Genomic DNA, 26,321 nt, shown 5'->3' with positions numbered 1-26,321 from the left:
CATGGCAGAAGAAGTAGAAGTGCGAACTGCAAGCGGCGTGCAGGGGCTGTTCGATGCGGCAGCCAAACCGGTCAAGAAGCCGCACGAGATGACCGGCCTTGCCCTCGCCTACATGGGCGATGCGGTCTGGGAGATCATCATCCGCGAGCATCTCTTGCAAAGCGGCGAGATGAAGCCGGACCGCCTGCACAAGTTCGCCACCAAGTTTGTCAAAGCCAAGGCGCAGTCCGATGTGCTGCACATGCTCATGCCGGGCTTGAGCGAAGAGGAGCTGTCGATCGTCAAGCGCGGACGCAACGCCAAATCGGGCTCCTCCCCGAAAAACGGCAACTTGATCGACTACCGTCACGCGACCGGATTCGAGAGCCTGTTGGGCTATCTCTATCTGCGCGGCGAGTATAACCGCCTGCATGAGTTATCAGGCGCGGCGATCAATTGGCTTTTGGATGAAACGAACCAACCGACCTAGACACTAACCGAAAAGGGATGAATTGATATGGTAAGAAAGAACACGAGAGACAAAGCACCGCGCGGACGCAAAGGGCCGGGCACAGCAGACCGCAAAGGACCGGGCGCAGGACGCGCAGCCGGTGGAGAGCGCCGGGCACCGGAGCGCAAAGGCCCGCAGGCGGAGCGCCGCGGACCGGCAGCAGACCGCGACCGGGAACGCGTCGTGCGCGCAGAGCGCATCGAGCGCGAGCAAGTGTCGTTTGACGGCGGCAACGAGCAGGTGGAAGGGCGCCATCCGGTGATGGAGGCGCTGCGCTCGGGGCGTGAGATCAACAAGATCCTCGTCGCGGAAGGCGCACAGGGCTCGATCACCGAACTGCTCGGCAAAGCGCGCGCGAAGAACATCATCATCCAGAGCGTGCCGCGCGCCAAGCTCGACCAGATCGCCGAAGGGCGCAACCATCAGGGGATCATCGCCTACATCGCGGCGAAAGAGTATGTGGAGCTCGACGTGATCGTCGCAGCGGCCAACAACTCGCCGCGCCCGGGCCTGATCGTCGTGCTCGATGAGATCGAAGACCCGCACAACCTCGGCTCGATCCTGCGGACGGCAGACGGGGTCGGCGCACACGGCGTGATCATTCCGAAGCGCCGCGCCGTGCCGCTGACCGCCACGGTGGCGAAAGCGTCGGCAGGCGCGATCGAACATGTGCCGGTCGCCCGCGTCGCCAACATCTCGCAGACGATCGAACAGCTGAAAAAAGACGGCTATTGGGTGGTCGGCACCGACGTGGACGGCGAGAACATGTACCACCAGGTCGAAATGACCGGTCCGACCGTGCTCGTGATCGGCAATGAAGGCAAAGGACTCGGCGAAGTGGTCAAAAAGCGCTGCGACTATCTGGTGCGCCTGCCGATGATCGGACAAGTCCAGTCGCTGAACGCCGGCGTGGCGACCGGCATCCTGCTCTACGAAGTGCTCCGCCAGCGCGGCGAAAAGAAGTAAGTTGGCTGACCGCTCATGCGTGAAGTCCTGATTGTTGACGGGTACAACATCATCGGCGACTGGCCGGAGCTTCGCGAATTGAAATACGAGCGGCTCGAAGCGGCGCGCGACAAGCTGATCGATGACCTCAAAGAATACAAAGCGTTCACCGGACGCGAGGTGATCATCGTGTTTGACGCGCACCTCGCTTCGGGGGGGCAGAGCGAAGAGGTCATCGCCGGCATCAGGATCCTCTATTCCAAGCAGGAGGAGACGGCCGACGAGCTGATCGAGCGCCTGGTGTACGAGCTCCTGCGCGAGAAGGTCAGAATGCACATCTATGTGGCGACGGGCGACTATGTCGAGCAGCAGGTCACGTTCGGGGGCGGGGCGCTTCGTATCACCGCCCGCGAGCTGAAGACCGATGTGAAGAACGCCAAGCGCCAGATCCGGGAAAACGTGGAGAAACAAAACAATACGCGCAACGTCATCGACGATCATCTCTCGCCGCAAGTGCGGGAGATGTTCGAAAAATGGCGGCGGGGATAGACCGTCGAAGCTCCAAACTTCCGGCGGTTTTTTCTTTGTTCAAAAACTGTTCAAATTTTGGAGGAGGAAATGACGGAAGTTAGTAATTGACCCTGCTAGATTACATAAAGTATAATGGGGTCATCATGGCGCTACGCCTCATAGTCGGAGGGATGAGAGTTGACAAGCATTCCTACAGGTCAAGTGCAGCATGAACTTGAAGCGATGTCTGATGAAGACTTGGTCGAACTTGTGCGACAGGGCGATGACGAAGCGCTTGAACATTTGATCCATAAATACAAAAACTTCGTACGGGCCAAGGCCCGCTCCTATTTTCTGATCGGGGCGGATCGCGAGGACATCGTGCAGGAAGGCATGATCGGCTTATACAAGTCGATCCGCGACTTCCGCGATGACAAGCTGGCTTCCTTCAAGGCTTTTGCTGAACTGTGCATCACCCGTCAGATCATTACGGCGATCAAGACGGCGACGCGTCAGAAGCACATTCCTTTGAATTCATACGTTTCCTTGGACAAGCCGATCTACGATGAAGATTCGGATCGTACGCTGCTCGATGTGATCTGCGGCTCCCGTGTCACCGACCCGGAGGAGCTGATCATCAACCAGGAAGAGTTTGATGACATCGAGGTGCGAATGGGCGAGATATTGAGCGATTTGGAGCGCAAAGTGCTTATGCTCTACCTCGACGGACGATCCTATCAGGAGATCGCCGTCGACTTGAAACGCCACGTCAAGTCGATCGACAATGCGCTGCAGCGGGTGAAACGCAAATTGGAACGCTATTTGGAGATTCGGGACGTTATTTGATTGATTGAAGAAGAGAAGAGGCGGGCTGCTTCACAGCCTGTCTTTTTTTGTTGCCCGCCTGCGGGAGCGGTTTAACGGTGGGCTTTGTTGTCAATCCTAGTATCAAGGCAGTTCGGTTGACATCAACTAGGCGTTGTGCTAAATTTATATGGGTATCCATGAGAATGGACAAGTTTTGATATTTAGAGCATCCAGCTAGGAGGTGTCATAGATGCGAGTTAACGTGACCCTGGCTTGCACCGATTGCAAGCAACGCAACTACATCACCAAAAAGAATAAGAAGAACAACCCCGACCGCATCGAGTTGAAGAAGTTTTGCAAGTTCTGCAACACTCATACTGCGCACCGTGAAACTCGCTAATGGTGCCCTTTTTTAAGGGGGAAATCACACATGGCTAGTTCTGTTGCAGGTGAACAGAAACAAACACGCCCCGGCTTTTTCAAGCGCTCCGTCCAGTTTTTCAAGGACGCGTGGGGCGAGCTGAAGCGCGTTCGCTGGCCCAACCGCAAAGAGCTTACGAGCTATACGATGGTGGTCATGGGGACGTGTATCTTCATCATCCTGTTGGTCTTTGGTTTTGACCTCGGGATCAGCTACCTGCTCAAGATGATTGGGCTGGGAGCGTAACAAGACACAGTAACTTTTCACCAAACAAGGGGGGAAGGGCATCCTGCCCTCGCGTACATGGAACAATTGGAGAAACGCTGGTATGTCGTGCATACCTACTCTGGTTACGAAAACAAGGTGAAAACCAACCTTGAAAAGCGCGTGCATTCGATGGAGATGGAAGACAAGATTTTCCGTGTCCTCGTCCCTGTCGAAGAGGAAACGGAGATCAAAAACGGCAAGAAGAAATCGGTAATGCGCAAGGTCTTCCCGGGCTACGTGCTCGTGGAGATGATCATGACCGACGATTCTTGGTACGTCGTGCGCAACACACCAGGTGTAACAGGCTTTGTCGGATCCGCTGGGGCTGGTTCCAAGCCGACTCCTCTGTTGCCGTCTGAAGTCAAGACCATCCTTAAGTCTATGGGTGTGGATGAGACTCGCAAAAAGGTGGATTATACCCTCAAAGAAGCCGTTCGCATCGTCGAAGGGCCGTTTGCAAACTTTGTGGGTTCGATCGAGGAGATCCAAGAGGACAAGCAGAAGCTCAAAGTTCTGGTCTCTATGTTCGGACGCGAAACCCCACTTGAGCTTGACTTCGAACAGGTGGAGAAGTTATAATCTTGTCTGGTATTGCGTTGGTCTGTGATCTCACCCATCATGGGCCAATTTTAGTGGGAGGGCTAGTCCCGTTGACCACATCTTGTGAAGAAGGAGGTGGACGTAGTGGCTAAAAAAGTTACCAAAATCGTGAAGCTGCAAATTCCGGCAGCAAAGGCCACCCCTGCTCCGCCGGTAGGTCCGGCGCTTGGTCAGGCTGGGGTAAACATCATGGGCTTCTGCAAAGAGTTCAACGCTCGTACCGCTGAACAGGCAGGCCTGATTATCCCGGTTGTCATCACGGTTTATGAAGACCGTTCCTTTACTTTCGAAACGAAGACTCCGCCGGCAGCTGTTCTGCTGAAAAAAGCAGCAGGCATCGAGTCCGGTTCCGGCGAACCGAACAAGAAGAAAGTTGCAACTGTTAAGCGTGACAAGGTTCGCGAAATCGCTGAATCCAAAATGGTTGACCTCAACGCTGCATCTGTGGAAGCTGCAATGCGCATGGTTGAAGGCACCGCACGCTCTATGGGCATCGTAATCGAAGACTAATCACTTGCATTAGCTTCGTTTCTTCGTCGGGTTGGCGGGTCTCTGCCAACCCTTATTCGTGGGAGGTTACTTTGTACCGTCATTACCACATAAGGAGGAAAGATCAATGGCAAAAGTAGGCAAGAAATACGCTGAAGCTGTGAAGCTCGTTGATCGCGATACTCAGTACGACGTGGCTGAGGCGATCGAACTCGTAAAGAAGACCGCTGTTGCAAAGTTCGACGAAACTGTCGAAGTTGCTTTCCGTCTGGGCGTTGACCCGAAGAAAGCTGACCAGGCAATCCGCGGTGCAGTCGTTCTGCCGCATGGCACCGGTAAAGTATCTCGCGTTCTCGTGTTCGCGAAAGGTGACAAGGCGAAAGAAGCGGAAGCTGCAGGCGCAGACTTCGTTGGCGATGAAGACATGATCAACAAGATCAACCAAGGCTGGTTCGATTTCGACGCTGTCGTCGCAACTCCGGACATGATGGCTTCGGTTGGTAAACTGGGTCGCGTGCTGGGTCCGAAAGGCCTCATGCCGAACCCGAAGACCGGTACCGTCACTTTCGACGTGACCAAAGCTGTAAACGAGATCAAAGCTGGTAAGATCGAATACCGCGTTGACCGTGCGGGTAACATCCACGCACCGATCGGCAAAGTATCCTTCGAATCCGACAAGCTGATCGAGAACCTCAACACGCTGGTTGACACCCTGCAAAAAGCGAAACCGGCTTCCGCGAAAGGCCAGTACATGCGCAACGTAACCGTGTCCTCCACCATGGGCCCGGGCGTAAAAGTCAACCTGCAATAAGTACCACAAAAGAATGCGTGCAATATGCTTTGACTTTCGCGGTCAAGCATGATAATATAGCTTCTGTTGCGAAGTGAATAACAACGAACCGCAGACAGCAGGTGTCAAGGTCACTTGACTTAAAGTCCTGCCGAGGATCAAGAAGTTTCACCTTTAACTAGGTAACTTATGCCCTCGTAGACTGTCTGCGGGGGTTTTCTTCTTGATTAAGAAGCACACAGGAGGTGTAACGAATGGGAATCCGTGAGGAAAAAGTAGCTCTCGTCAATGAGATTGCTGAGAAGCTTCAGAACTCCAAGTCCACGATCATCGCTGACTACCGCGGTCTGACCGTGGCGGAAGCGACCGAACTGCGTAAGCGTCTGCGCGAAGCAGGTATCGAGTTCCGCGTTCTGAAGAACACCATGACCCGTCGTGCAGCTGAACAAGTCAACCTGGGCGAAGTCAACCAATACCTGACCGGCCCGAACGCAATCGCGTTCTCCACTGACGATGTTGTAGCACCGGCAAAAATCCTCAACACTTTCGCGAAAGAGCACAAAGCTCTGGAACTGAAAGCTGGTATCGTTGAGGGTAAGGTCATCGGCCTGGAAGAAGTAACGGCTCTGGCAGAACTGCCGAACCGCGAAGGTCTGCTTTCCATGCTGCTTAGCGTCCTTCAAGCTCCGATGCGCAACCTGGCATACGCTGTATCTCAGATTGCTGACCAGAAAGAGCAAGCGTAACTGCTACGCACCACAACTAATACACCATTTCTAGGAGGTCTCTCTAATGTCTAAAGAGCAAATCATTGAAGCCATTAAAGGCATGTCCGTTCTCGAACTGAACGACCTGGTAAAAGCAATCGAAGAAGAATTCGGCGTAACTGCTGCAGCTCCGATGGTTATGGCTGGCGGCGCTGCTGGCGGCGCAGCTGTTGAAGAGCAATCCGAATTCGACGTTATCCTGACCTCCGCTGGCGCTTCCAAGATCAACGTTATCAAAGTTGTTCGCGAACTGACCGGCCTGGGCCTGAAAGAAGCAAAAGAAATCGTTGACAACGCTCCGAAAGCTCTGAAAGAGAAAGTTTCCAAAGAAGAAGCTGACTCCATCAAAGCGAAGCTCGAAGAAGCTGGCGCGTCTGTTGAAGTTAAGTAATTGCCCTTTCGGCGAAAGAAGCACCTTGCCTCGTTGCAGGGTGCTTTTTTTATGAAGTTTTCCCACTACTAGATAATGAAGGAATTGGGCAAAGTATACATTGGGAGGTGTGTTCGTGGGCGATCATTATTTTACCAATCAGCCGAATGTGGAACACGACATCCGCACCATCCGCGTTACCTTGCGCGGGTTCAATCTCACGTTTTGGACCGATGCCGGCGTTTTCTCCAAAGGCGGCGTCGATTTCGGCAGCCAGCTGTTGATTGAGACGATGGAGATTCCGGCAGGCGCGAAAGTTCTCGATGTCGGCTGCGGCTATGGGCCGATCGGGATCACGGCGGCGCTGTTGGCCGAAAGCGGTGAGGTCACCATGGTCGATGTCAATGAACGTGCGGTGGAACTGGCGCAAAAAAATATCGACCAGAACTTGGCGCCAGGTGCGAAGGCGATCGTCAGCGACCGTTTTGAAAAAGTGGCCGCTGAGAAATTCGATGTGATCCTGACCAATCCGCCGATCCGCGCCGGCAAAGCGGTGGTGCACTCGATCTTCGAAGGAGCGGCCGAACACCTCACCGCGGGCGGCGAGCTGTGGGTGGTCATTCAAAAGAAGCAAGGTGCGCCGTCTGCGAAGAAAAAGCTCGAAGAGCTGTTTGACTCGGTGGAAGACGTGGCTCGGGACGCCGGGTTTCGGATTTTTCGCTGTCAAGGAGTTTTGGCGAAGTAAGAAGCTTCTAGGTTGACACTGTTTTTCCATTGTAGTATAGTTATGAAATGCATACTGCCAAAGTGCCCCCATGCGCAGTTTTTCATGAATCAACACCTGTTTTCTGGAAAGATTCCTTGAATAATTCGCGGGTATTTTGGTAACGACTAAATATTACGTGGTTTTTCGAAATGTGTTTACATAACGTATCGCATTTTATTTTTTTGGGTGCGAGCGAGTGTGTGGATCAAAGGTATGAGGGGTGACAGATTTGAAGGGACAACTCGTGCAATACGGCAAAAGGCAGCGTAGAACTTATGCGCGTCTGGAAGAAGTATTGGAACTGCCGAATCTGATCGAGATTCAGCAAAAGTCCTACCAGAACTTCCTCGATGAGGGACTGCGGGAAATGTTCCAAGACATCTCGCCGATCTCTGACTTTACGGGCAACCTTTTGCTGGAGTTTGTAGACTACAGCTTGGGTGATCCGAAGTATTCGGTCGACGAATCGAAGGAGCGCGACGTTACATACGCTGCACCGCTGCGTGTCAAGGTGCGTCTCATCAACCGTGAAACTGGGGAAGTCAAAGAGCAGGAAGTCTTTATGGGTGATTTCCCGCTGATGACCGAGACTGGCACGTTCATCATCAACGGCGCCGAGCGCGTCATCGTTTCTCAGTTGGTTCGTTCCCCAAGCGTCTACTTCAATACCAAGATTGATAAAAACGGGAAGAAGGCGTACACCGCCACTGTCATCCCGAACCGCGGTGCTTGGCTGGAGTTGGAGACGGACGCGAAGGACATCATCTACGTACGGATCGACCGGACACGGAAAATCCCTGTGACGGTGCTTTTGCGTGCGCTTGGTTTCTCCACCGACGCAGAGATCCTGAACCTGTTGGGCGAAGATGAATATCTGCGCAACACGCTGGACAAGGACAACACGGAGAACTCCGAGAAGGCCCTGCTTGAAATCTATGAGCGCCTTCGCCCGGGAGAACCGCCGACGTTGGAAAATGCCCGCAACTTGCTGATTTCCCGCTTCTTCGATCCGAAGCGCTACGACTTGGCAAATGTCGGCCGCTACAAGATCAACAAGAAGTTACATATTAAGAACCGTCTGCTCGGCCAGCGTCTCGCAGAGACCCTGATCGACCAAAGCACCGGCGAGATCATCGCGGAAGCAGGTCAGGTCCTCGACCGCCGCCTGCTCGACAAGATCCTCCCGTGGCTGGAAGGCGACATCAACCACGAGGAGTACAAGTCCACGTCTGGTGTCGTGCAGGAAGAGCTGATCAACGTGCAGGAGATCCGCATCTTCTCCCCGCGCGAAGACGGCAAGGTGATCAAGGTTATCGGCAACGCAAACATCGACAAGAACGTCAAGCATGTCACACCGGCTGACATTCTGGCGTCGATCTCCTATTTCATCAACCTGCTGCATGGCGTCGGCTCCACCGACGACATCGACCATCTGGGGAACCGCCGTCTGCGTTCTGTTGGCGAGCTTTTGACCAACCAGTTCCGCATCGGTCTGTCCCGCATGGAGCGCGTCGTTCGTGAGCGCATGTCGATCCAGGACGCGAATGCGATCACGCCGCAAGCGCTGATCAACATCCGTCCGGTCATCGCGGCGATCAAGGAGTTCTTTGGCTCCTCGCAGCTGTCCCAGTTCATGGACCAGACCAACCCGCTGGCGGAACTCACGCACAAGCGCCGTCTGTCCGCACTCGGCCCGGGCGGTTTGACCCGTGAGCGCGCAGGCTTCGAAGTCCGCGACGTCCACCACTCTCACTACGGCCGCATGTGCCCGATCGAGACCCCGGAAGGTCCGAACATCGGTCTGATCAACTACCTCTCCACCTATGCGCGCATCAACGAGTACGGTTTTATCGAAACACCGTACCGCCGTGTAGACCCGGAGACCCTCCGTGTCACCGAGCAGATCGACTATCTGACGGCAGACGAAGAGGACAACTACGTCATCGCACAGGCGAACATCGGCCTCGATGAGACGGGCAAGATCACCGATGACCAAGTCATCGTCCGCTTCAAGGAAGAGACTTTGCTGCTCGCTCCGGAGCGCGTCGACTACATGGACGTTTCGCCGAAGCAGGTCGTATCGGTCGCGACCGCGTGCATCCCGTTCCTCGAGAACGACGACGCGAACCGCGCGCTGATGGGATCGAACATGCAACGTCAGGCCGTTCCGCTGCTCAAGCCGCAGGCGCCGTTCGTCGGCACCGGCATGGAGCACAAGGCGGCGAAAGACTCCGGCTCCACCGTTGTCTCTAAGCACACCGGTCTCGTCGAGCGCGTGGCAGCCAACGAAGTGTGGATCCGCGAACAGAAAGAGATCGATGGCAGACTCGTCAATGGCGACCTGCATAAATATAAACTTTTGAAATTCACCCGCTCCAACCAAGGCACCTGCATCAACCAGCGCCCGATCGTGGCAGCCGGTGAGCACATCAAGCGCGGCGACATCATCGCGGACGGTCCGGCGACCGACTCCGGCGAACTCGCGCTCGGCAAGAACGTCATCGTCGCGTTTATGACCTGGGAAGGTTACAACTACGAGGACGCCATCCTGCTCTCCGAGAAGCTGGTCAAAGAAGACGTGTACACCTCGCTGCACATCGAGGAGTACGAAGCAGAAGCCCGCGACACCAAGCTGGGGCCGGAAGAGATCACCCGCGACATCCCGAACGTCGGCGATGAAGCGCTGAAGAACCTCGACGAGCGCGGCATCATCCGCGTCGGTGCGGAGATCGAAGCCGGGGACATCCTGGTCGGGAAAGTGACGCCGAAGGGCGTGACCGAACTGACTGCGGAAGAGCGCCTGCTGCACGCGATCTTCGGTGAGAAGGCGCGCGAAGTGCGCGACACCTCGCTGCGCGTACCGCACGGCGGCGCCGGCATCATCGTCGACGTCAAAGTCTTCACCCGCGACAACGGCGACGAACTGCCGCCGGGCGTCAACCAACTGGTGCGCGTTTACATCGCACAGAAGCGCAAGATCTCCGAAGGTGACAAGATGGCAGGCCGCCACGGGAACAAAGGCGTCGTGGCCCGCATCATGGCAGAGGAAGATATGCCGTTCCTGTCGGACGGCACTCCCGTACAGGTCGTGCTGAACCCGCTGGGCGTACCGTCCCGGATGAACATCGGGCAGGTCCTCGAGACCCACTTGGGGATGGCAGCCCGCTACCTCGGCATCTCCGTTGCGACGCCGGTCTTCGACGGCGCCCGCGAGACGGACGTGTTCGACACGCTTGAAGAAGCTGGCCTCCCGCGCGACGGCAAACAGGTGCTCTACGATGGCCGTACCGGCGAACCGTTTGAGAACCGCGTCACCGTCGGCTGTGTATACATGCTGAAGCTTCACCACTTGGTCGATGACAAGATTCATGCCCGCTCCACCGGCCCGTACTCCCTCGTTACCCAGCAGCCGCTGGGCGGTAAGGCGCAGTTCGGCGGTCAGCGCTTCGGTGAGATGGAGGTATGGGCGCTGGAAGCATACGGCGCTGCGTACACCCTGCAAGAGATCCTCACCGTCAAGTCTGACGATGTGGTCGGCCGCGTGAAGACATATGAAGCGATCGTCAAAGGGGAAAACGTTCCGGAACCGGGCGTGCCCGAATCGTTCAAAGTGTTGATCAAGGAGCTTCAGTCCCTGGGTATGGATGTGAAGATCCTCTCGGAAGATGAGCAAGAGATCGTGATGCGTGAAAGCGACGAAGACGATGATTCGGGCGAGAAGCTCAACCTGAATCTGTCCGCTCGTGAAGTCGCTGACGAGTAAGAACGGAAAGGGAGGTAGGCCCCTTGTTGGACGTCAACAACTTTGAGTATATGAAGATCGGGTTGGCATCCCCGGAAAAGATCCGCTCGTGGTCGCACGGGGAAGTCAAGAAACCTGAGACGATCAACTACCGGACCCTCAAGCCTGAAAAAGAAGGTCTGTTCTGCGAAAAAATCTTCGGACCCACCCGTGACTGGGAATGTCATTGCGGCAAGTACAAGCGCGTTCGCTATAAAGGCGTCGTCTGTGACCGCTGCGGTGTCGAAGTCACGCGGGCCAAAGTCCGTCGGGAGCGTATGGGGCACATCGAACTTGCTGCCCCGGTCTCCCATATCTGGTACTTCAAAGGCATCCCGAGCCGCATGGGCCTCGTGCTCGACATGAGCCCGCGCTCGCTCGAGGAAGTCATCTATTTCGCCTCCTACGTGGTAACTTCCGCCGGCGATACGCCGCTTGAATACAAGCAGCTGCTCTCCGAGAAGGAATACCGTTCGTACCGCGAAAAATACGGCTACGCATTCGAAGCCGGCATGGGTGCTGAAGCGATCAAAAAGCTTCTGCTCCAAGTCGAAGTCGAGAAAGAAGTCGTGCAGCTCAAAGAAGAGCTGAAGACTGCGCAAGGCCAGCGCCGCAACCGTGCGATCAAGCGTCTGGAAGTCATGGAAGCGTTCCGCACTTCGACCAACGCGCCGTCTTGGATGATCCTCGACGTGCTCCCGGTCATCCCGCCGGAACTGCGCCCGATGGTCCAGCTCGACGGCGGCCGCTTCGCGACCTCCGACTTGAACGACCTGTATCGCCGCGTGATCAACCGGAACAACCGTCTCAAGCGTCTGCTTGACCTCGGAGCTCCGGACATCATCGTACAAAACGAGAAGCGGATGCTGCAGGAAGCGGTAGACGCGCTGATCGACAACGGCCGCCGCGGCCGTCCGGTCACGGGTCCTGGCAACCGTCCGCTCAAATCCCTCTCGCACATGCTGAAAGGGAAGCAGGGCCGCTTCCGTCAGAACCTGCTCGGGAAGCGCGTCGACTACTCCGGCCGTTCCGTTATCGTCGTCGGTCCGCACCTGCGCATGTACCAGTGCGGTCTGCCGAAAGAGATGGCGCTCGAGCTGTTCAAGCCGTTCGTCATGAAGGAACTGGTCGCCAAAGGCCTCGCGCACAACATCAAGAGCGCGAAGCGCAAAGTCGAACGCGTCTCGGCAGAAGTCTGGGATGTGCTCGAAGAGGTGATCAGGGAGCATCCGGTGCTGCTCAACCGCGCACCAACCTTGCACCGTCTGGGCATCCAGGCGTTCGAACCGACGCTGGTCGAAGGCCGCGCGATCAAACTGCATCCGCTCGTCTGTACGGCATACAACGCCGACTTTGACGGCGACCAGATGGCTGTGCACGTTCCGCTCTCCGCAGAAGCGCAGGCAGAAGCGCGCCTCCTGATGCTGGCAGCACACAACATCCTCAACCCGAAAGACGGCAAACCGGTCGTCACCCCGACGCAGGACATGGTTCTCGGCTCGTACTACCTGACCATGGACCGCGTAGGCGAACCGGGCGAAGGACGCGTGTTCCACTCGACGACAGAAGCGCTGCTCGCGTACGACATGGGTCAAGTGTCGCTGCACACCCGGATCATCATCCCGGCGAAAGTGCTCGGCAAGACCTCGTTCACTCCGCAGCAGCATGATTCATACCTGATCACCACCCCGGGCAAGATCGTCTTCAACGAAATCTTCCCGGCCGACTTCCCGTACATCAACTCCGCGAAGAAGGAGAACCTGCTCAAAGGGACTCCGGATGAGTTCTTTATCTTCGACAAGTCGTCCGACTTCCGTGCGGCAGCTGCTGCGATGGAACCGCAGTCGGCAGTCGTCAAAGGCTACATCGGACAGATTATCGCGGAATGCTTCCGCCGCTATGGAACGACGATCACTTCGGAGACGCTCGACAGAATCAAGGCGATGGCGTTCAAGTTCTCGACCAGAGCCGGGATCACCATCTCCGTGGCCGACATCATCGTGCCGTCGGCGAAGTATGAGATCATCACGCAAGCGGAAGAGAAAGTCGCATCGGTCACCAAGCAGTTCCGCCGCGGCCTGATCACCGACGACGAGCGCTATGACCGCGTCATCTCCGTCTGGTCGAAAGCAAAAGACGAGATCACGTCTGTGCTGATGGGCTCGCTGGACCGCTACAACCCGATTTACATGATGGCGCACTCCGGTGCGCGCGGTAACGTATCGCAGATCACCCAGCTCGCCGGGATGCGCGGTCTGATGGCGAACCCGTCCGGCCGGATCATCGAGTTGCCGATCAAGTCGAACTTCCGCGAAGGCCTCACCGTACTCGAGTACTTCATCTCGACGCACGGTGCCCGCAAAGGTCTCGCCGATACCGCGCTCCGCACCGCCGACTCCGGTTATCTCACCCGCCGCCTCGTCGACGTCGCGCAAGACGTCATCGTCCGCCAGCAAGACTGCGGCACCGACAAAGGCGTCTGGGCGGAAGAGATCCGCGACGGCAAGGAAGTCATCGAGGAATTGTTCGACCGCATCGTCGGCCGCATTTCCTTCCAGCAGGTCGTTCATCCGGAGACGGGTGAAGTGATCGTCGACATGAACGAACTGATCGACGAAGAGATGGGCCGCACGATCATCGCGGCGAACATCGAGCGCGTCTACATCCGTTCCGTCACCGCCTGCCGCACCCAGCACGGCGTCTGCATCAACTGCTACGGCCGCAACCTGGCGACCGGCAACATGGTCGAGATCGGCGAAGCGGTCGGCATCATCGCTGCACAGTCGATCGGCGAACCGGGTACCCAGCTGACCATGCGTACGTTCCATACCGGGGGCGTTGCGGGTGATGACATCACCCAAGGTTTGCCGCGTATCCAAGAGCTGTTCGAAGCGCGCAACCCGAAAGGTCAGGCGATCATCACCGAGATCGACGGCACCGTGTCTGACATTCGCGAAGTCAAAGACAAGCGCGAGATCGAAGTCGCCGGCAATGCGGAAGTCAAGGTCTACCCGGTTCCGTACGGCTCGCGCATCCGCGTGACCAAGGGCCAGGTGATCGAGGCGGGCGACGAGCTGACCGAAGGTTCCATTGACCCGAAAGACATGCTGAAGGTCAAAGGCATCCACGGTGTGCAGATGTACCTGCTGCGCGAAGTACAGCGCGTATACCGTCTGCAGGGCGTTGAGATCAACGACAAACACGTCGAGGTCATGGTTCGCCAGATGCTGCGCAAAGTCCGCATCATCGACGCAGGCGACACCACGCTGCTGCCGGGCACGTATGTTGACATCTATGAATTCGAGAAGGCGAACCAGCCTGTCCTGATCAGCGGAAACGGCGATCCGGCTGTGGCTCGTCCGGCGCTGCTCGGGATCACCAAGGCATCGCTGGAGACCGACTCCTTCCTCTCCGCAGCTTCCTTCCAGGAGACCACTCGCGTCCTGACCGAAGCGGCGATCAAGGGGAAAGTGGACCGTCTGCTCGGCCTCAAAGAGAACGTTATCATCGGTAAACTGGTGCCGGCCGGCACCGGGATGTCCCGCTACCGCAACATCAAGATCGAAGACGGCACCGAGACGGACGAGGAAACGCTGTCCACCGAGGGCGGATACTCCGACGAAATCGCAGGTTCCGAGCTGGAAACGGTCGAAACTGTTGTTGAATAATCATGCAAGTCACTGGAAGGCGCTCCCTCACGGCGGGCGCCTTCCCGCTGACTGCGCGAAAAAAGTAATGTGATCCGTCCGGAGGTGTTGACTTCCTGCAAACTAGGTGATACAATCTCGTAGTGTGCCTGAAGTCATCGTTAAGACAAGCAGTCATGTTGCTGGTGACTGTGTCGCACATCGCTTGTCATTAGGTATTTTGGCTGGCTGATCTGAGTTAGTTCGCCACTTACCTTTTTCATTTGCCTAACCATGAGCCACCGGGCTCTGTGGACTTGAAACTTTGGAAGGAGGTGCAGCAACAATGCCGACAATTAACCAATTGGTACGCAAAGGCCGTAAGTCCGTCGAGAAAAAATCGACTGCACCGGCGCTGCAGAAAGGCTACAACAGCTTCGTAAAGGAGCAAACCGATCTGCCGTCCCCGCAGAAGCGTGGGGTTTGCACTCGCGTAGGTACCATGACCCCGAAGAAACCGAACTCCGCACTGCGTAAATACGCGCGTGTTCGTTTGACCAACGGTATCGAGGTTACCGCGTACATCCCGGGTATCGGCCACAACTTGCAAGAACACTCCGTTGTTCTCGTTCGTGGCGGCCGTGTAAAAGACCTTCCGGGTGTTCGTTACCACATCGTTCGTGGCGCACTGGACACTGCAGGCGTGAAAGACCGCATGCAAGCTCGTTCCAAGTACGGCGCGAAGCGTCCGAAAGTGAAGAAGTAATGACTGCAAGTAATGCAGAAACACCGAAAGGAGGCGAATTGCATGCCGCGTAAAGGTCCAGTACCGCGCCGTGACGTGCTGCCGGATCCGGTTTACGGATCCAAGCTGGTAACTCGTCTGGCTAACAAATTGATGTACGATGGCAAGAAGTCCACTGCGCAAGGCGCAGTTTACGAAGCGTTCGACAAAATCCGTGAGAAGACTGGCAACGATCCGTTGGAAGTGTTCGAAACGGCAATGAAGAACATCATGCCCGTACTCGAAGTTAAAGCTCGCCGTGTAGGGGGCGCGAACTACCAAGTGCCGATCGAAGTTCGTCCGGAGCGCCGCGTAACCCTCGCGATCCGTTGGCTCGTCGATTACTCCCGCAAGCGCAACGAGAAGACCATCGTCGATAAGCTGGCGAACGAGCTCATGGATGCTGCTAACAGCACTGGCGGTTCCGTGAAGCGTCGTGAAGACATGCACAAGATGGCAGAAGCGAACAAAGCGTTTGCTCACTACCGCTGGTAGGATTTATAAATCACGTGTTCGGATAGGTTCTCTCTTGGATCTGTCCGATCACCTTTATACTTATTTGAGAAAGGAGGATGTGCCGTATGTCCCGTAAGTTCCCTCTTGAGAGAACGAGAAACATCGGTATCATGGCTCACATCGACGCTGGTAAGACCACCACCACCGAGCGCGTCCTGTTCTACACCGGCCGCGTGCATAAGATCGGTGAAACGCACGAAGGTGCAGCGACGATGGACTGGATGGTCCAGGAGCAAGAGCGTGGTATCACGATCACATCCGCTGCAACCACTGCAGAATGGAACAATCACCGTATCAACATCATCGACACACCAGGTCACGTGGACTTCACCGTTGAGGTTGAGCGTTCCCTGCGCGTCCTCGATGGTTCGGTTGGCGTATTTTGCGCGAAGGGCGGCGTAGAACCGCAGTCCGAGACCGTATGGCGCCAAGCGGATAAATACCACGTTCCGCGTATCGCATACGTCAACAAAATGGACATCACCGGCGCGGACTTCTTCCGTTGCGTCGATATGATGCGCGACCGCCTCAAAGCGAACGCAGTGCCGATCCAATTGCCGATCGGCGCAGAAGACACGTTCCAAGGTATGGTTGACCTGGTCACCATGACAGCGATCATCTACACCGATGACCTTGGCAAAACCTCTGAGCAAGCTGAAATCCCGGCTGACCTCAAAGACCGCGCAGAAGAGCTGCACGCGCAGCTCGTAGAAGCTGTTGCGGAGCTTGACGAAGAGCTGATGATGAAATACCTCGAAGGTGAAGAGATCACCACCGAGGAGATCAAATCTGCTCTGCGCAAAGGCGTAATCAACGTTCAGATCATCCCGGTTCTGTGCGGTTCCTCGTACAAGAACAAAGGCGTACAGCCGATGCTGGATGCTGTTGTTGATTACATGCCGGCACCGACCGACGTCCCGCCGATCAAAGGTGTTACCGAAGATGGCGAAGAGACCGAGCGTCCGTCCTCCGATGCGGAGCCGTTCGCTGCTCTGGCGTTCAAGATCATGACTGACCCGTTTGTGGGCAAACTGGCCTTCTTCCGCGTTTACTCCGGCGTTCTGAACTCGGGCTCCTACGTTCTGAACTCCACCAAGGGCAAGCGTGAGCGTATCGGCCGTATCCTGCAAATGCACGCGAACCACCGCGAAGAGATCTCGACCGTATACTCGGGCGACATCGCTGCTGCAGTGGGTCTGAAAGACACCACCACCGGTGACACTCTGTGCGACGAGAAGAGCGTTGTTATCCTCGAGTCCATGGAATTCCCGGAGCCGGTTATCTCCCTCTCCCTCGAGCCGAAGTCGAAAGCTGACCAGGATAAACTGGGCATCGCGCTTTCCAAGCTCGCAGAGGAAGACCCGACCTTCAAAACTTACACCGACCAAGAGACCGGTCAAACGATCATCTCCGGTATGGGTGAGCTGCACCTTGAGATCATCGTCGACCGCCTCCTGCGCGAATTCAAAGTTGAAACCAACGTTGGTAAGCCGCAGGTTGCGTACAAAGAGACGATCACTTCCAAAGTGAAGATCGAAGGTAAATTCGTACGTCAGTCCGGTGGTAAAGGCCAATACGGTCACGTATGGCTGGAACTGGAACCGCTTGAGCGCGGCGCTGGCTACCAATTTGAAAACAAGATCGTCGGCGGCGTTGTTCCCCGTGAATACGTCCCGGCTGTTGATAACGGTATTCAAGAAGCAATGGGCAACGGTATCCTCGCTGGTTACCCGCTCATCGACATGAAAGCTACGATCATCGATGGTTCCTACCATGACGTCGACTCCTCCGAGATGGCGTTTAAGATCGCAGGCTCCATGGCGCTGAAAGCCGGTGCAGTGAAAGCGAACCCGGTAATTCTTGAGCCGATCATGAAAGTTGAAGTTATCGTTCCGGAAGAATACATGGGCGATATCATGGGCGACGTCAACTCTCGTCGCGGTCGTATCGAAGGTATGGAAACCCGTGCAGGTGCACAAGTCATCCGCGCGTTCGTTCCGCTCTCCGAAATGTTCGGTTACGCAACTTCCTTGCGTTCCCGCACCCAGGGCCGTGGCCAGTACTCGATGGAGTTCGCAGCTTTCGAAGATACCCCGAAATCGATCACAGCTGAAATCATCGCCAAAAACAAAGGCGAGTAATTTATAAGCGAATAAGAGGAGTTGACCAAAATGGCAAAAGCTAAATTTGAGCGTAACAAGCCGCACGTTAACATTGGTACCATCGGTCACGTCGACCACGGTAAAACCACTCTGACTGCAGCAATCACCACCTACCTGGCGAAAAAGGGCGGCGCGCAAGCAATGGCGTACGACGCAATCGACAAAGCTCCGGAAGAGCGCGAGCGCGGTATCACCATCAACACCGCTCACGTTGAATACGAAACCGAAAACCGCCACTACGCACACGTTGACTGCCCGGGACATGCCGACTACGTTAAGAACATGATCACCGGTGCTGCTCAAATGGACGGCGGTATCCTGGTTGTTTCCGCAGCTGACGGCCCGATGCCGCAAACTCGCGAGCACATCCTGCTGTCCCGCCAAGTAGGCGTTCCGTACATCGTTGTCTTCATGAACAAATGCGACATGGTTGACGATGAAGAGCTCCTCGAACTGGTTGAAATGGAAATCCGCGACTTGCTGTCCGAGTACGAATTCCCGGGCGACGACATTCCGGTAATCAAAGGTTCCGCTCTGAAAGCTCTGGAAGGCGACGCTGCTTGGGAAGGCCGCATCGACGAGCTGATGGCTGCTGTTGACTCCTACATCCCGGAACCGACTCGTGAAACCGACAAGCCGTTCCTGATGCCGGTCGAGGACGTATTCACCATCACCGGCCGTGGTACCGTTGCTACCGGCCGCGTTGAGCGCGGTGAGCTCAAAGTTGGCGACAACGTAGAAATCGTTGGTCTGGTTGAAGAAACCAAGGCTACTGTTGCTACCGGTATCGAAATGTTCCGCAAGCTGCTTGACTCCGCTCAAGCTGGTGACAACATCGGCGCACTGCTGCGTGGTGTTGACCGCAACAACATCGAGCGCGGCCAAGTTATCTGCAAGCCGGGCTCCATCAAGCCGCACACCACCTTCAACGCAGAAGTTTACGTTCTGACCAAAGAAGAGGGCGGCCGTCACACCCCGTTCTTCCAAGGCTACCGTCCGCAGTTCTACGTTCGTACGACCGACGTAACTGGTATCGTTCAGCTGCCGGAAGGCACTGAAATGGTAATGCCGGGCGACAACATCTCCGTTGTTGTTGAGCTGATCTCCCCGATCGCTCTCGAAGATGGTACCCGCTTCGCAATCCGCGAAGGCGGCCGTACTGTAGGCGCAGGCGTAGTTGCTTCCATCATCAAGTAATTACCCTTCGGGTGAAGAGGATGAATCTTTCGAGATTCATCCTCTTTTTTTGTTTTCTGGCCGATTTTCTATTTTCATCATTTTCCAACGGAATAGGCTTTGACATTTTACGCATCATCCTCTAAAATAGGAGAAGTGTCCTACTGAAACGAAGACAACACGCTCGTGTGTTTCATAAAATCCTTACCCTCCAAAAAGAGGATGAATATTTTTTCGAGACACATCGCTAAACAGCTTGTCTTTTAAGAGTAGAGGTAGTATACTTTTAAATTGTTGGTCTTGACTGCGATGATGCGAAAGGTTGCTGAGGTGCCGAATGATTTTGCCATATGCGGCACGAATCAGGTAAATTTTCGCGGAGTATGTCCACTACAAAATGGGCGAAAAGGAGGGAACACATATGGCGAAACAGAAAATCCGTATCCGTTTGAAGGCTTACGATCACAAAATTCTCGACACTTCTGCTGAGAAGATTGTTGAAACTGCTAAGCGTTCCGGTGCGTCCGTATCGGGTCCGATCCCGCTTCCGACTGAGAAGGCGATCTTCACGATCCTGCGTGCACCGCACAAATACAAGGATGCGCGTGAACAGTTTGAAATGCGTACTCACAAGCGTCTTATTGACATCGTGAATCCGACGCCGCAAACTGTTGATGCTCTGATGCGACTTGATCTGCCGTCTGGCGTTGATATTGAGATCAAGCTCTAAACCCTATTTCTAATTGAGGAGGTGTCAACATGAAAGGTATCTTGGGACGTAAACTCGGTATGACTCAGGTGTTTACTGAAGAAGGCAACGTCGTTCCGGTAACTGTTATCGAAGCAGGCCCGAACGTAGTACTTCAGAAGAAAGACCTCGCAAACGACGGCTACGAAGCGATCCAGCTCGGCTTTGCCGACAAGAAGAACGTGAACAAGCCGGCACAAGGTCACGCAGCGAAAGCAAACACCACCCCCAAGCGCTACGTTCGTGAAATGCGCGGAGTTGATCTGGCAGCATACGAAGTAGGTCAAGTCTTGAATGCTGACGTATTTGCAGCTGGTGAAATTGTCGACGTTGTTGGTGTATCGAAGGGTAAAGGTTTCGCTGGTGCGATCAAGCGCCACAACCAATCCCGCGGTCCGATGGCTCACGGTTCCCGTTACCATCGTCGCCCTGGTTCCCTCGGCTCCATCAACCCGGGTCGCGTATTTAAAGGACAAACTCTCCCGGGTCGTATGGGTGGCGAGCGCGTAACCGTTCAGAACCTCGAAGTCATCAAGATTGACACCGAGCGCAACCTGCTGCTCGTTAAAGGTTCTATTCCGGGTCCGAAAAACTCCTTCGTAACAGTCAAATCGGCTGTTAAGGCGGGTAAATAAATCATTTCTTAGGAAAGGAGGAGACCCTACATGCCGAAAGTGCCTGTATATAACATGAGTGGCTCCCAAGTTGGAGAGATCGAACTCTCCGAAACCGTGTTCGGTATCACCCCGAACGCACACGTGCTGCACGAAGCAGTTGTGATGCAGCAAGCATCTCTGCGCCGTGGTACTCACGATGTAAAGAACCGTTCCGAAGTTCGCGGCGGCGGTCGTAAGCCGTGGCGTCAAAAGGGTACCGGTCGTGCGCGCCAAGGTTCCATCCGCTCCCCGCAATGGGTAGGCGGCGGTACCGTATTTGGTCCGACCCCGCGTTCCTACGCTTACAAGCTTCCGAAGAAAGTTCGTCGTCTGGCGCTGAAATCTGCGCTCGCTACGAAAGTAAACGCGAACGAAATCTTCGTACTGGATGCATTGACCATCGATGCTCCGAAGACGAAGGACATGGTGAAGCTCCTGAGCAACCTGAAGCTCGGCAAAGCTCTGATCGTTGCAAGCGAGAAGGATGCGAACATCGCTCTCTCCGCACGCAACATCCCGGGCGTGAAATTCGTCGATGCTACCGGTATCAACGTACTGGATCTTCTCCATCACGATGCACTCGTCATTACCAAAGACGCAGTGGCTAAAGTCGAGGAGGTGTTCGCATAATGAAGAACGCACGCGACATCATCAAGCGTCCGGTGATCACCGAGCGCACCACTGACCTGATGGAAGTAAACAAGTTCGTTTTCGAAGTAGACCTGAAAGCGAACAAGACTGAAATCAAAGCTGCTCTCGAAGAAATCTTCGGCGTTACCGTTGACAAGGTTAACACCTTGCGCGTTCCGTCCAAGAAAAAGCGCGTTGGCCGCCACGTTGGCCGCACGTCCGAGTGGAAGAAGGCGATTGTGACCTTGACCGCGGACTCGAAACCGCTTAACTTCTTCGAAGGCGCATAATCTAAGAAGGAGGGACTCCTATGGGTATCAAGAAGTACAAACCGACCTCTCCGGGTCGTCGTTTCATGTCCGTTCTGACCTACGAAGAGCTGACCACCGACAAACCCGAAAAATCCCTCTTGCTGCCGCTGCATAACAAAGGTGGCCGCAACAACACAGGGAGAACCACTGTTCGTCACCAAGGCGGCGGCGCGAAGCGTCAATACCGCATCATCGACTTCAAACGTAACAAAGATGGCATTCCGGGCCGCGTTGCTACGATCGAATACGATCCGAACCGTACCTCTTTCATCGCACTGATCAACTACGTTGACGGCGAGAAGCGTTACATCCTCGCTCCGGTTGGCCTGAAAGTCGGCGATATGATCCAATCCGGCACCGACGTCGACATCAAAATCGGCAACGCACTGCCGCTGGCGAACATCCCGGTTGGTACCATGATCCACAACATCGAGCTGAAAGCCGGCAAGGGCGGTCAAATCGCTCGCGCTGCAGGCGCTGAAGCTCAGCTGCTCGCAAAAGAAGGCGAGTACTGCCACGTTCGTCTGGCATCCGGCGAAGTTCGCCTGATCCGTTCCGAGTGCAAAGCTACCATCGGCCAAGTCGGCAACCTCGACCACGAGCTGGTGAACATCGGTAAAGCAGGCCGCAACCGTCACAAAGGCATCCGCCCGACCGTCCGCGGTGTTGTAATGAACCCGAACGATCACCCGCATGGTGGTGGTGAAGGCCGCGCTCCGATCGGCCGCAAGTCGCCGATGTCCCCGTGGGGCAAACCGACCCTCGGTAAGAAGACGCGCAAGAAGAACAAGCAATCTAACAAGTATATTGTTCGTTCGCGCAAGAAGTAATTTAACCGCCTAACGAAGGGAGGTACTAACATGGGTCGCTCTCTTAAGAAAGGACCGTTCGTAGACGATCATCTCATGAAGAAAGTTGAAGAGATGAACGCTGCCGGCGACAAGAAGGTTATCAAGACCTGGTCTCGCCGTTCCACGATCTTCCCGAACTTCATCGGCCACACTTTCGCGGTATATGATGGCCGCAAGCACGTGCCGGTGTACGTGACTGAAGATATGGTAGGTCACAAGCTGGGTGAATTCGCACCGACTCGTTCCTACAAAGGACACGGTGCTGACGAGAAAACATCTCGCCGCTAATATTTTATGATCGGTAGAGAGGAGGTAATACAATGCAAACTGCGAAGGCAGTCGCTCGTACCGTGCGTATCGCACCGCGCAAAGTCCGCCTGGTTGTGGACCTGATCCGCGGCAAGAAAGCTTCGGAAGCGATCGCGATCCTCAAGCACACTCCGAAAGCTGCATCTCCGGTTGTTGAAAAGGTTCTGAACTCCGCTTTGGCGAACGCAGACCACAACTACAACCTGGACCTTGACAGCCTCTATGTTAAAGAAGTATTCGTGGATCAAGGACCGACCCTGAAGCGCTTCCGTCCGCGCGCACAAGGCCGTGCATTCCGTATTCACAAGCGCACCAGCCACATCACCGTAGTACTCGGTGAAAAGTAGTCAAGAAGGAGGGATAACGGATGGGACAAAAGGTTAACCCCGTAGGCCTTCGCGTTGGCATCATTCGCGACTGGGAGTCGAAATGGTTCGCGAACAAGAAGGAATACACCGAACTGCTTCACGAAGACATCAAAGTTCGTGAGTATATCGAAAACCGCCTCAAAGATGCATCTGTTGCTACGGTTGAAATCGAACGGGCTGCAAACCGTATCAACGTAACCATTCACACCGCGAAGCCGGGTATGGTTATCGGTAAGGGCGGCGCTGAGGTTGATAACCTGCGCACCGCACTGTCTACCATGACAGGCAAACGTGTACACATCAACATCGCTGAGATCAAGCATCCGGACATGAACGCTCACCTGGTTGCTGTGAACATCGCACAACAGCTCGAACGCCGTATCGCGTTCCGCCGTGCAATGAAGCAATCGATCCAGCGCACCATGCGCACTGGCGCTAAGGGTATCAAAGTACAAGTATCCGGTCGTCTGGGCGGCGCTGAGATCGCGCGTACCGAAGGCTACTCCGAAGGTACGGTTCCGCTGCACACTCTGCGCGCTGACATCGACTACGCTCACTACGAAGCTCACACCACTTACGGCCGCATCGGCGTAAAAGTGTGGATCTACCGTGGCGAAGTACTGCCTACCCGCGGCGCTAAGAAAGAAGCTGCCGAAGAAGGGGGTAAGTAAGACATGTTGTTGCCGAAGCGCGTCAAGCATCGTAAAGAGCACCGCGGCCGCATGGCTGGCCGCACCAAAGGCGGCGAGTCCGTAGCTTTTGGTGAATACGGTCTGCAAGCTCTCGAACCGGCTTGGATCACCAACCGTCAGATCGAAGCTGCTCGTATCGCGATGACCCGTTACATCAAACGTGGCGGTAAAGTATGGATCAAGATTTTCCCGAGCAAGCCTGTTACTGCGAAGCCGGCTGAAACCCGGATGGGTGCTGGTAAAGGTTCGCCGGAAAAATGGGTAGCGGTTGTTAAACCGGGCCGCGTCATGTTCGAACTGGCTGGCGTTCCGGAAGAGATTGCACGCGAAGCGATGCGTCTCGCAATGCACAAACTGCCGATCAAGTGCAAGTTTGTAAAACGCGAAGAAGTGGGTGGTGAGGCAGATGAAAGTTAAAGACATCCGTAACTTGTCCACCGTTGAGATCGAAACTAAAGTCAACGACCTGAAAGACGAGCTGTTCAACCTGCGTTTCCAACTGGCAACCGGTCAGCTCGACAACCCGATGCGCATTCGTGAAGTGCGCAAGGATATCGCACGTGCCAAAACGATCCTCAGAGAGCGCGAACTGGGTATCGGTTAATCTCTCCGCTAGAAAGGAGGAAATAGGATGAGCGAACGCAACTACCGCAAAGTCCGCACCGGCAAAGTCGTATCCGACAAAATGGATAAGACGATTGTTGTCGCTGTCGAAGAGCAGAAAAAGCACCCGCTGTACGGGAAGCTTGTTCTCGTAACGAAGAAGTTTAAAGCGCACGATGAAAACAACACCGCAAAAGTTGGCGACATCGTGAAGATCATGGAAACTCGTCCGCTGTCGAAAGATAAGCGCTGGCGTCTTGTTGAAGTGGTAGAGGAAGCAGTAATCCTCTAATCGATCGGAACCCAGAGTCTTAGGACTCACTTGGAAGGAGGTCCCAGGCATGATTCAACCGCAATCCCGTCTTGCAGTAGCAGACAACTCTGGTGCTAAGGAAATCATGTGCTTCCGCGTTCTTGGTGGCTCGAACCGCAAGTCCGCTAACATCGGCGACATCATTGTTGCTTCGGTGAAAAGCGCAACACCCGGTGGCGTTGTCAAGAAGGGTGATGTAGTCAAAGCGGTTATCGTTCGTACGAAGACTGGCAGCCGCCGCAAAGACGGCACCTACATCAAGTTCGACGAAAACGCAGCTGTCATCATCAAGGAAGACAAGTCTCCGCGCGGCACCCGTATCTTCGGGCCGGTAGCTCGTGAACTGCGTGAGAAAGACTTCATGAAGATCATCTCTCTGGCACCTGAAGTGCTCTAATCGATATAAGTTTCAGGTAGTAACACCTGAGGAGGTGTAACACAGTGGCTAATGCTAAACTTCATGTGAAGAAAGGCGACCAAGTTGTCGTTCTCACTGGCAAGGATAAAGGCAAGAAGGGTCGCATCTTGGAAGCATACCCGTCCGAGCAGCGCGTTTTGGTTGAAGGCGTGAACATCGTCAAGCGTCACACCAAGCCGAACGCGACCAACCAGCAAGGCGGTATCATCGAAAAAGAAGCGGCGATTCACGTTTCGAACGTAGCGATCGTTGACCCGAAAACCGGCGGTGCTACTCGAATCGGCAAAAAGATTCTGAACGACGGCACAAAGGTTCGTTACGCAAAAAAATCTGGCGAAGTTCTCGACAAGTAGTCAGGTCAAGAAAGGAGGTAACCTATCGTGGCTCGTATGCAAGAGTTTTACAATGCAGAAGTTCTTCCTGCTCTGATGAGCAAGTTTGAATATCAGTCTGTTATGCAAGCTCCGAAGCTCGAAAAGATCGTAATCAACATGGGTCTTGGCGAAGCGGTTGCTAACGCGAAAGTTCTGGATGCAGCAGTAGCTGACCTCGAACTGATCTCCGGTCAAAAGCCGGTTATCACCAAAGCGAAGAAGTCCATCGCAGGCTTCAAAATTCGTGAAGGCATGCCGATCGGTGCAAAAGTCACCCTGCGCGGTGAGCGTATGTACCACTTCCTCGACAAGCTCTTCAACGTGGCTCTGCCGCGCGTCCGCGACTTCCGTGGTATCTCTCCGAAAGCGTTCGACGGCCGTGGCAACTACACCCTCGGTCTGAAAGAACAGCTGCTCTTCCCGGAGATCGAGTACGAAAAGGTCGACAAGATCTTGGGTATGGACATCGTATTCGTAACCACTGCGAAGACCGACGAAGAAGGCCGTGAATTCCTGCGTCTCATGGGCGCACCGTTCCGTCAAGCATAAAAAATTCCGCAAATTTTAGGAGGTATGGACAGTGGCTCGTAAGGCTATGGTCGTTAAACAGCAACGTACGCCGAAGTTCAGCACCCGCGCATACACCCGTTGCCGTGTGTGCGGTCGTCCGCACTCGGTTTTGCGGAAGTTCGGCATCTGCCGTATTTGCTTCCGTGAACTGGCGTACAAAGGTCAACTCCCTGGCGTGAAGAAAGCCAGCTGGTAATAGAGAAAGCGATTA

At 55.0% G+C, this 26,321-nt stretch carries 33 protein-coding genes and 1 other annotated feature; all 33 genes read left to right on the top strand.

Annotation, left to right across the window (positions count from 1 at the left end; all coding sequences use genetic code 11):
• Position 1 precedes the first annotated feature (1 nt).
• The 33 genes from EV586_RS19575 to EV586_RS19415 all read left to right on the top strand — a co-directional run bounded on the left by EV586_RS19575 (position 2) and on the right by EV586_RS19415 (position 26,306).
• Complete coding sequence (locus EV586_RS19575; protein ID WP_243653097.1) at positions 2 to 469, top strand: Mini-ribonuclease 3; 468 nt, start codon at positions 2 to 4, stop codon at positions 467 to 469.
• Positions 470 to 703: 234 nt separating this feature from the next.
• The gene (rlmB, locus tag EV586_RS19570) at positions 704 to 1,456 is read left to right on the top strand and encodes a 23S rRNA (guanosine(2251)-2'-O)-methyltransferase RlmB (RefSeq protein WP_279388315.1); all 753 of its coding nucleotides are present in this window, start codon (positions 704 to 706) and stop codon (positions 1,454 to 1,456) included.
• A gap of 15 nt (positions 1,457 to 1,471) precedes the next feature.
• The gene (locus EV586_RS19565) at positions 1,472 to 1,984 is read left to right on the top strand and encodes an NYN domain-containing protein (protein WP_132946759.1); all 513 of its coding nucleotides are present in this window, start codon (positions 1,472 to 1,474) and stop codon (positions 1,982 to 1,984) included.
• 159 nt (positions 1,985 to 2,143) lie between these two features.
• The gene (sigH, locus tag EV586_RS19560) at positions 2,144 to 2,791 is read left to right on the top strand and encodes an RNA polymerase sporulation sigma factor SigH (RefSeq protein WP_269768008.1); all 648 of its coding nucleotides are present in this window, start codon (positions 2,144 to 2,146) and stop codon (positions 2,789 to 2,791) included.
• Positions 2,792 to 3,002: 211 nt separating this feature from the next.
• Positions 3,003 to 3,152 (top strand): 50S ribosomal protein L33, encoded by a 150-nt coding sequence (rpmG, locus tag EV586_RS19555; RefSeq protein ID WP_087456435.1) that lies wholly within the window; start codon positions 3,003 to 3,005, stop codon positions 3,150 to 3,152.
• A 30-nt stretch (positions 3,153 to 3,182) separates the two neighbouring features.
• On the top strand, positions 3,183 to 3,419 hold the full coding sequence (secE, locus tag EV586_RS19550) for a preprotein translocase subunit SecE (protein ID WP_132946758.1): 237 nt from the start codon (positions 3,183 to 3,185) through the stop codon (positions 3,417 to 3,419).
• A 66-nt stretch (positions 3,420 to 3,485) separates the two neighbouring features.
• Positions 3,486 to 4,019, top strand: coding sequence for a transcription termination/antitermination protein NusG (gene nusG, locus EV586_RS19545; RefSeq protein ID WP_087459167.1), 534 nt, complete (start codon positions 3,486 to 3,488; stop codon positions 4,017 to 4,019).
• 105 nt (positions 4,020 to 4,124) lie between these two features.
• Complete coding sequence (gene rplK, locus EV586_RS19540) at positions 4,125 to 4,550, top strand: 50S ribosomal protein L11 (RefSeq protein ID WP_132946757.1); 426 nt, start codon at positions 4,125 to 4,127, stop codon at positions 4,548 to 4,550.
• A gap of 106 nt (positions 4,551 to 4,656) precedes the next feature.
• Positions 4,657 to 5,340 (top strand): 50S ribosomal protein L1, encoded by a 684-nt coding sequence (gene rplA, locus EV586_RS19535; protein ID WP_132946756.1) that lies wholly within the window; start codon positions 4,657 to 4,659, stop codon positions 5,338 to 5,340.
• Between the two features lie 70 nt (positions 5,341 to 5,410).
• Positions 5,411 to 5,549: a sequence feature (ribosomal protein L10 leader region), on the top strand.
• A gap of 24 nt (positions 5,550 to 5,573) precedes the next feature.
• Positions 5,574 to 6,065, top strand: coding sequence for a 50S ribosomal protein L10 (rplJ, locus tag EV586_RS19530; RefSeq protein WP_132946755.1), 492 nt, complete (start codon positions 5,574 to 5,576; stop codon positions 6,063 to 6,065).
• Between the two features lie 46 nt (positions 6,066 to 6,111).
• A complete protein-coding gene (rplL, locus tag EV586_RS19525; protein WP_132946754.1) occupies positions 6,112 to 6,477 on the top strand; it encodes a 50S ribosomal protein L7/L12 in 366 nt (121 codons plus the stop codon).
• 115 nt (positions 6,478 to 6,592) lie between these two features.
• A complete protein-coding gene (locus tag EV586_RS19520; protein ID WP_132946753.1) occupies positions 6,593 to 7,201 on the top strand; it encodes a class I SAM-dependent methyltransferase in 609 nt (202 codons plus the stop codon).
• 250 nt (positions 7,202 to 7,451) lie between these two features.
• Positions 7,452 to 10,985 (top strand): DNA-directed RNA polymerase subunit beta, encoded by a 3,534-nt coding sequence (rpoB, locus tag EV586_RS19515; RefSeq protein ID WP_132946752.1) that lies wholly within the window; start codon positions 7,452 to 7,454, stop codon positions 10,983 to 10,985.
• 23 nt (positions 10,986 to 11,008) lie between these two features.
• On the top strand, positions 11,009 to 14,671 hold the full coding sequence (gene rpoC, locus EV586_RS19510) for a DNA-directed RNA polymerase subunit beta' (RefSeq protein WP_132946751.1): 3,663 nt from the start codon (positions 11,009 to 11,011) through the stop codon (positions 14,669 to 14,671).
• Between the two features lie 304 nt (positions 14,672 to 14,975).
• Positions 14,976 to 15,395 (top strand): 30S ribosomal protein S12, encoded by a 420-nt coding sequence (rpsL, locus tag EV586_RS19505; protein WP_132946750.1) that lies wholly within the window; start codon positions 14,976 to 14,978, stop codon positions 15,393 to 15,395.
• Positions 15,396 to 15,437: 42 nt separating this feature from the next.
• Complete coding sequence (gene rpsG, locus EV586_RS19500; protein WP_132946749.1) at positions 15,438 to 15,908, top strand: 30S ribosomal protein S7; 471 nt, start codon at positions 15,438 to 15,440, stop codon at positions 15,906 to 15,908.
• 86 nt (positions 15,909 to 15,994) lie between these two features.
• Positions 15,995 to 18,070, top strand: a complete 2,076-nt coding sequence (fusA, locus tag EV586_RS19495) for an elongation factor G (RefSeq protein ID WP_132946748.1) — start codon at positions 15,995 to 15,997, stop codon at positions 18,068 to 18,070.
• 30 nt (positions 18,071 to 18,100) lie between these two features.
• The gene (tuf, locus tag EV586_RS19490) at positions 18,101 to 19,288 is read left to right on the top strand and encodes an elongation factor Tu (protein WP_132946747.1); all 1,188 of its coding nucleotides are present in this window, start codon (positions 18,101 to 18,103) and stop codon (positions 19,286 to 19,288) included.
• Positions 19,289 to 19,688: 400 nt separating this feature from the next.
• Positions 19,689 to 19,997: a 30S ribosomal protein S10 gene (rpsJ, locus tag EV586_RS19485; protein ID WP_132946746.1), complete on the top strand. Its 309-nt coding sequence runs from the start codon at positions 19,689 to 19,691 to the stop codon at positions 19,995 to 19,997.
• Positions 19,998 to 20,026: 29 nt separating this feature from the next.
• On the top strand, positions 20,027 to 20,650 hold the full coding sequence (rplC, locus tag EV586_RS19480; RefSeq protein WP_132946745.1) for a 50S ribosomal protein L3: 624 nt from the start codon (positions 20,027 to 20,029) through the stop codon (positions 20,648 to 20,650).
• 30 nt (positions 20,651 to 20,680) lie between these two features.
• Positions 20,681 to 21,301, top strand: a complete 621-nt coding sequence (gene rplD, locus EV586_RS19475; RefSeq protein ID WP_132946744.1) for a 50S ribosomal protein L4 — start codon at positions 20,681 to 20,683, stop codon at positions 21,299 to 21,301.
• Complete coding sequence (gene rplW, locus EV586_RS19470) at positions 21,301 to 21,591, top strand: 50S ribosomal protein L23 (protein ID WP_132946743.1); 291 nt, start codon at positions 21,301 to 21,303, stop codon at positions 21,589 to 21,591. The genes rplD and rplW overlap by 1 nt, the downstream gene beginning before the upstream one ends.
• Positions 21,592 to 21,611: 20 nt before the next feature.
• The gene (gene rplB, locus EV586_RS19465) at positions 21,612 to 22,442 is read left to right on the top strand and encodes a 50S ribosomal protein L2 (RefSeq protein ID WP_132946742.1); all 831 of its coding nucleotides are present in this window, start codon (positions 21,612 to 21,614) and stop codon (positions 22,440 to 22,442) included.
• 30 nt (positions 22,443 to 22,472) lie between these two features.
• Positions 22,473 to 22,751 carry a 30S ribosomal protein S19 gene (rpsS, locus tag EV586_RS19460; protein WP_132946741.1) on the top strand — a complete coding sequence of 93 codons (279 nt, stop codon included), beginning with the start codon at positions 22,473 to 22,475 and terminating at the stop codon, positions 22,749 to 22,751.
• A gap of 32 nt (positions 22,752 to 22,783) precedes the next feature.
• A complete protein-coding gene (gene rplV, locus EV586_RS19455) occupies positions 22,784 to 23,119 on the top strand; it encodes a 50S ribosomal protein L22 (protein WP_132946740.1) in 336 nt (111 codons plus the stop codon).
• A gap of 20 nt (positions 23,120 to 23,139) precedes the next feature.
• Positions 23,140 to 23,811 (top strand): 30S ribosomal protein S3, encoded by a 672-nt coding sequence (gene rpsC / locus EV586_RS19450; RefSeq protein WP_132946739.1) that lies wholly within the window; start codon positions 23,140 to 23,142, stop codon positions 23,809 to 23,811.
• Between the two features lie 3 nt (positions 23,812 to 23,814).
• Positions 23,815 to 24,249, top strand: coding sequence for a 50S ribosomal protein L16 (gene rplP / locus EV586_RS19445; protein ID WP_132946738.1), 435 nt, complete (start codon positions 23,815 to 23,817; stop codon positions 24,247 to 24,249).
• Positions 24,239 to 24,436 carry a 50S ribosomal protein L29 gene (gene rpmC, locus EV586_RS19440; RefSeq protein WP_087456457.1) on the top strand — a complete coding sequence of 66 codons (198 nt, stop codon included), beginning with the start codon at positions 24,239 to 24,241 and terminating at the stop codon, positions 24,434 to 24,436. Before rplP ends, rpmC begins: the two co-directional genes overlap by 11 nt.
• A 27-nt stretch (positions 24,437 to 24,463) precedes the next feature.
• On the top strand, positions 24,464 to 24,727 hold the full coding sequence (gene rpsQ, locus EV586_RS19435) for a 30S ribosomal protein S17 (protein WP_132946737.1): 264 nt from the start codon (positions 24,464 to 24,466) through the stop codon (positions 24,725 to 24,727).
• 49 nt (positions 24,728 to 24,776) lie between these two features.
• Positions 24,777 to 25,145 (top strand): 50S ribosomal protein L14, encoded by a 369-nt coding sequence (rplN, locus tag EV586_RS19430; RefSeq protein WP_132946736.1) that lies wholly within the window; start codon positions 24,777 to 24,779, stop codon positions 25,143 to 25,145.
• A gap of 44 nt (positions 25,146 to 25,189) precedes the next feature.
• Positions 25,190 to 25,519: a 50S ribosomal protein L24 gene (gene rplX / locus EV586_RS19425; RefSeq protein ID WP_132946735.1), complete on the top strand. Its 330-nt coding sequence runs from the start codon at positions 25,190 to 25,192 to the stop codon at positions 25,517 to 25,519.
• A 36-nt stretch (positions 25,520 to 25,555) separates the two neighbouring features.
• Positions 25,556 to 26,089, top strand: coding sequence for a 50S ribosomal protein L5 (gene rplE / locus EV586_RS19420; protein ID WP_481937776.1), 534 nt, complete (start codon positions 25,556 to 25,558; stop codon positions 26,087 to 26,089).
• A 31-nt stretch (positions 26,090 to 26,120) separates the two neighbouring features.
• A complete protein-coding gene (locus EV586_RS19415; RefSeq protein WP_038092297.1) occupies positions 26,121 to 26,306 on the top strand; it encodes a type Z 30S ribosomal protein S14 in 186 nt (61 codons plus the stop codon).
• The last annotated feature ends 15 nt before the right edge of the window (positions 26,307 to 26,321 follow it).

Origin of the sequence: Tumebacillus sp. BK434, assembly GCF_004340785.1 — a bacterium.
Classification (GTDB): Bacteria; Bacillota; Bacilli; order Tumebacillales; family Tumebacillaceae; genus Tumebacillus_A.
Note: the sequence above shows the minus strand (reverse complement) of the source record. Positions and strands in the feature narration are given on the sequence as shown.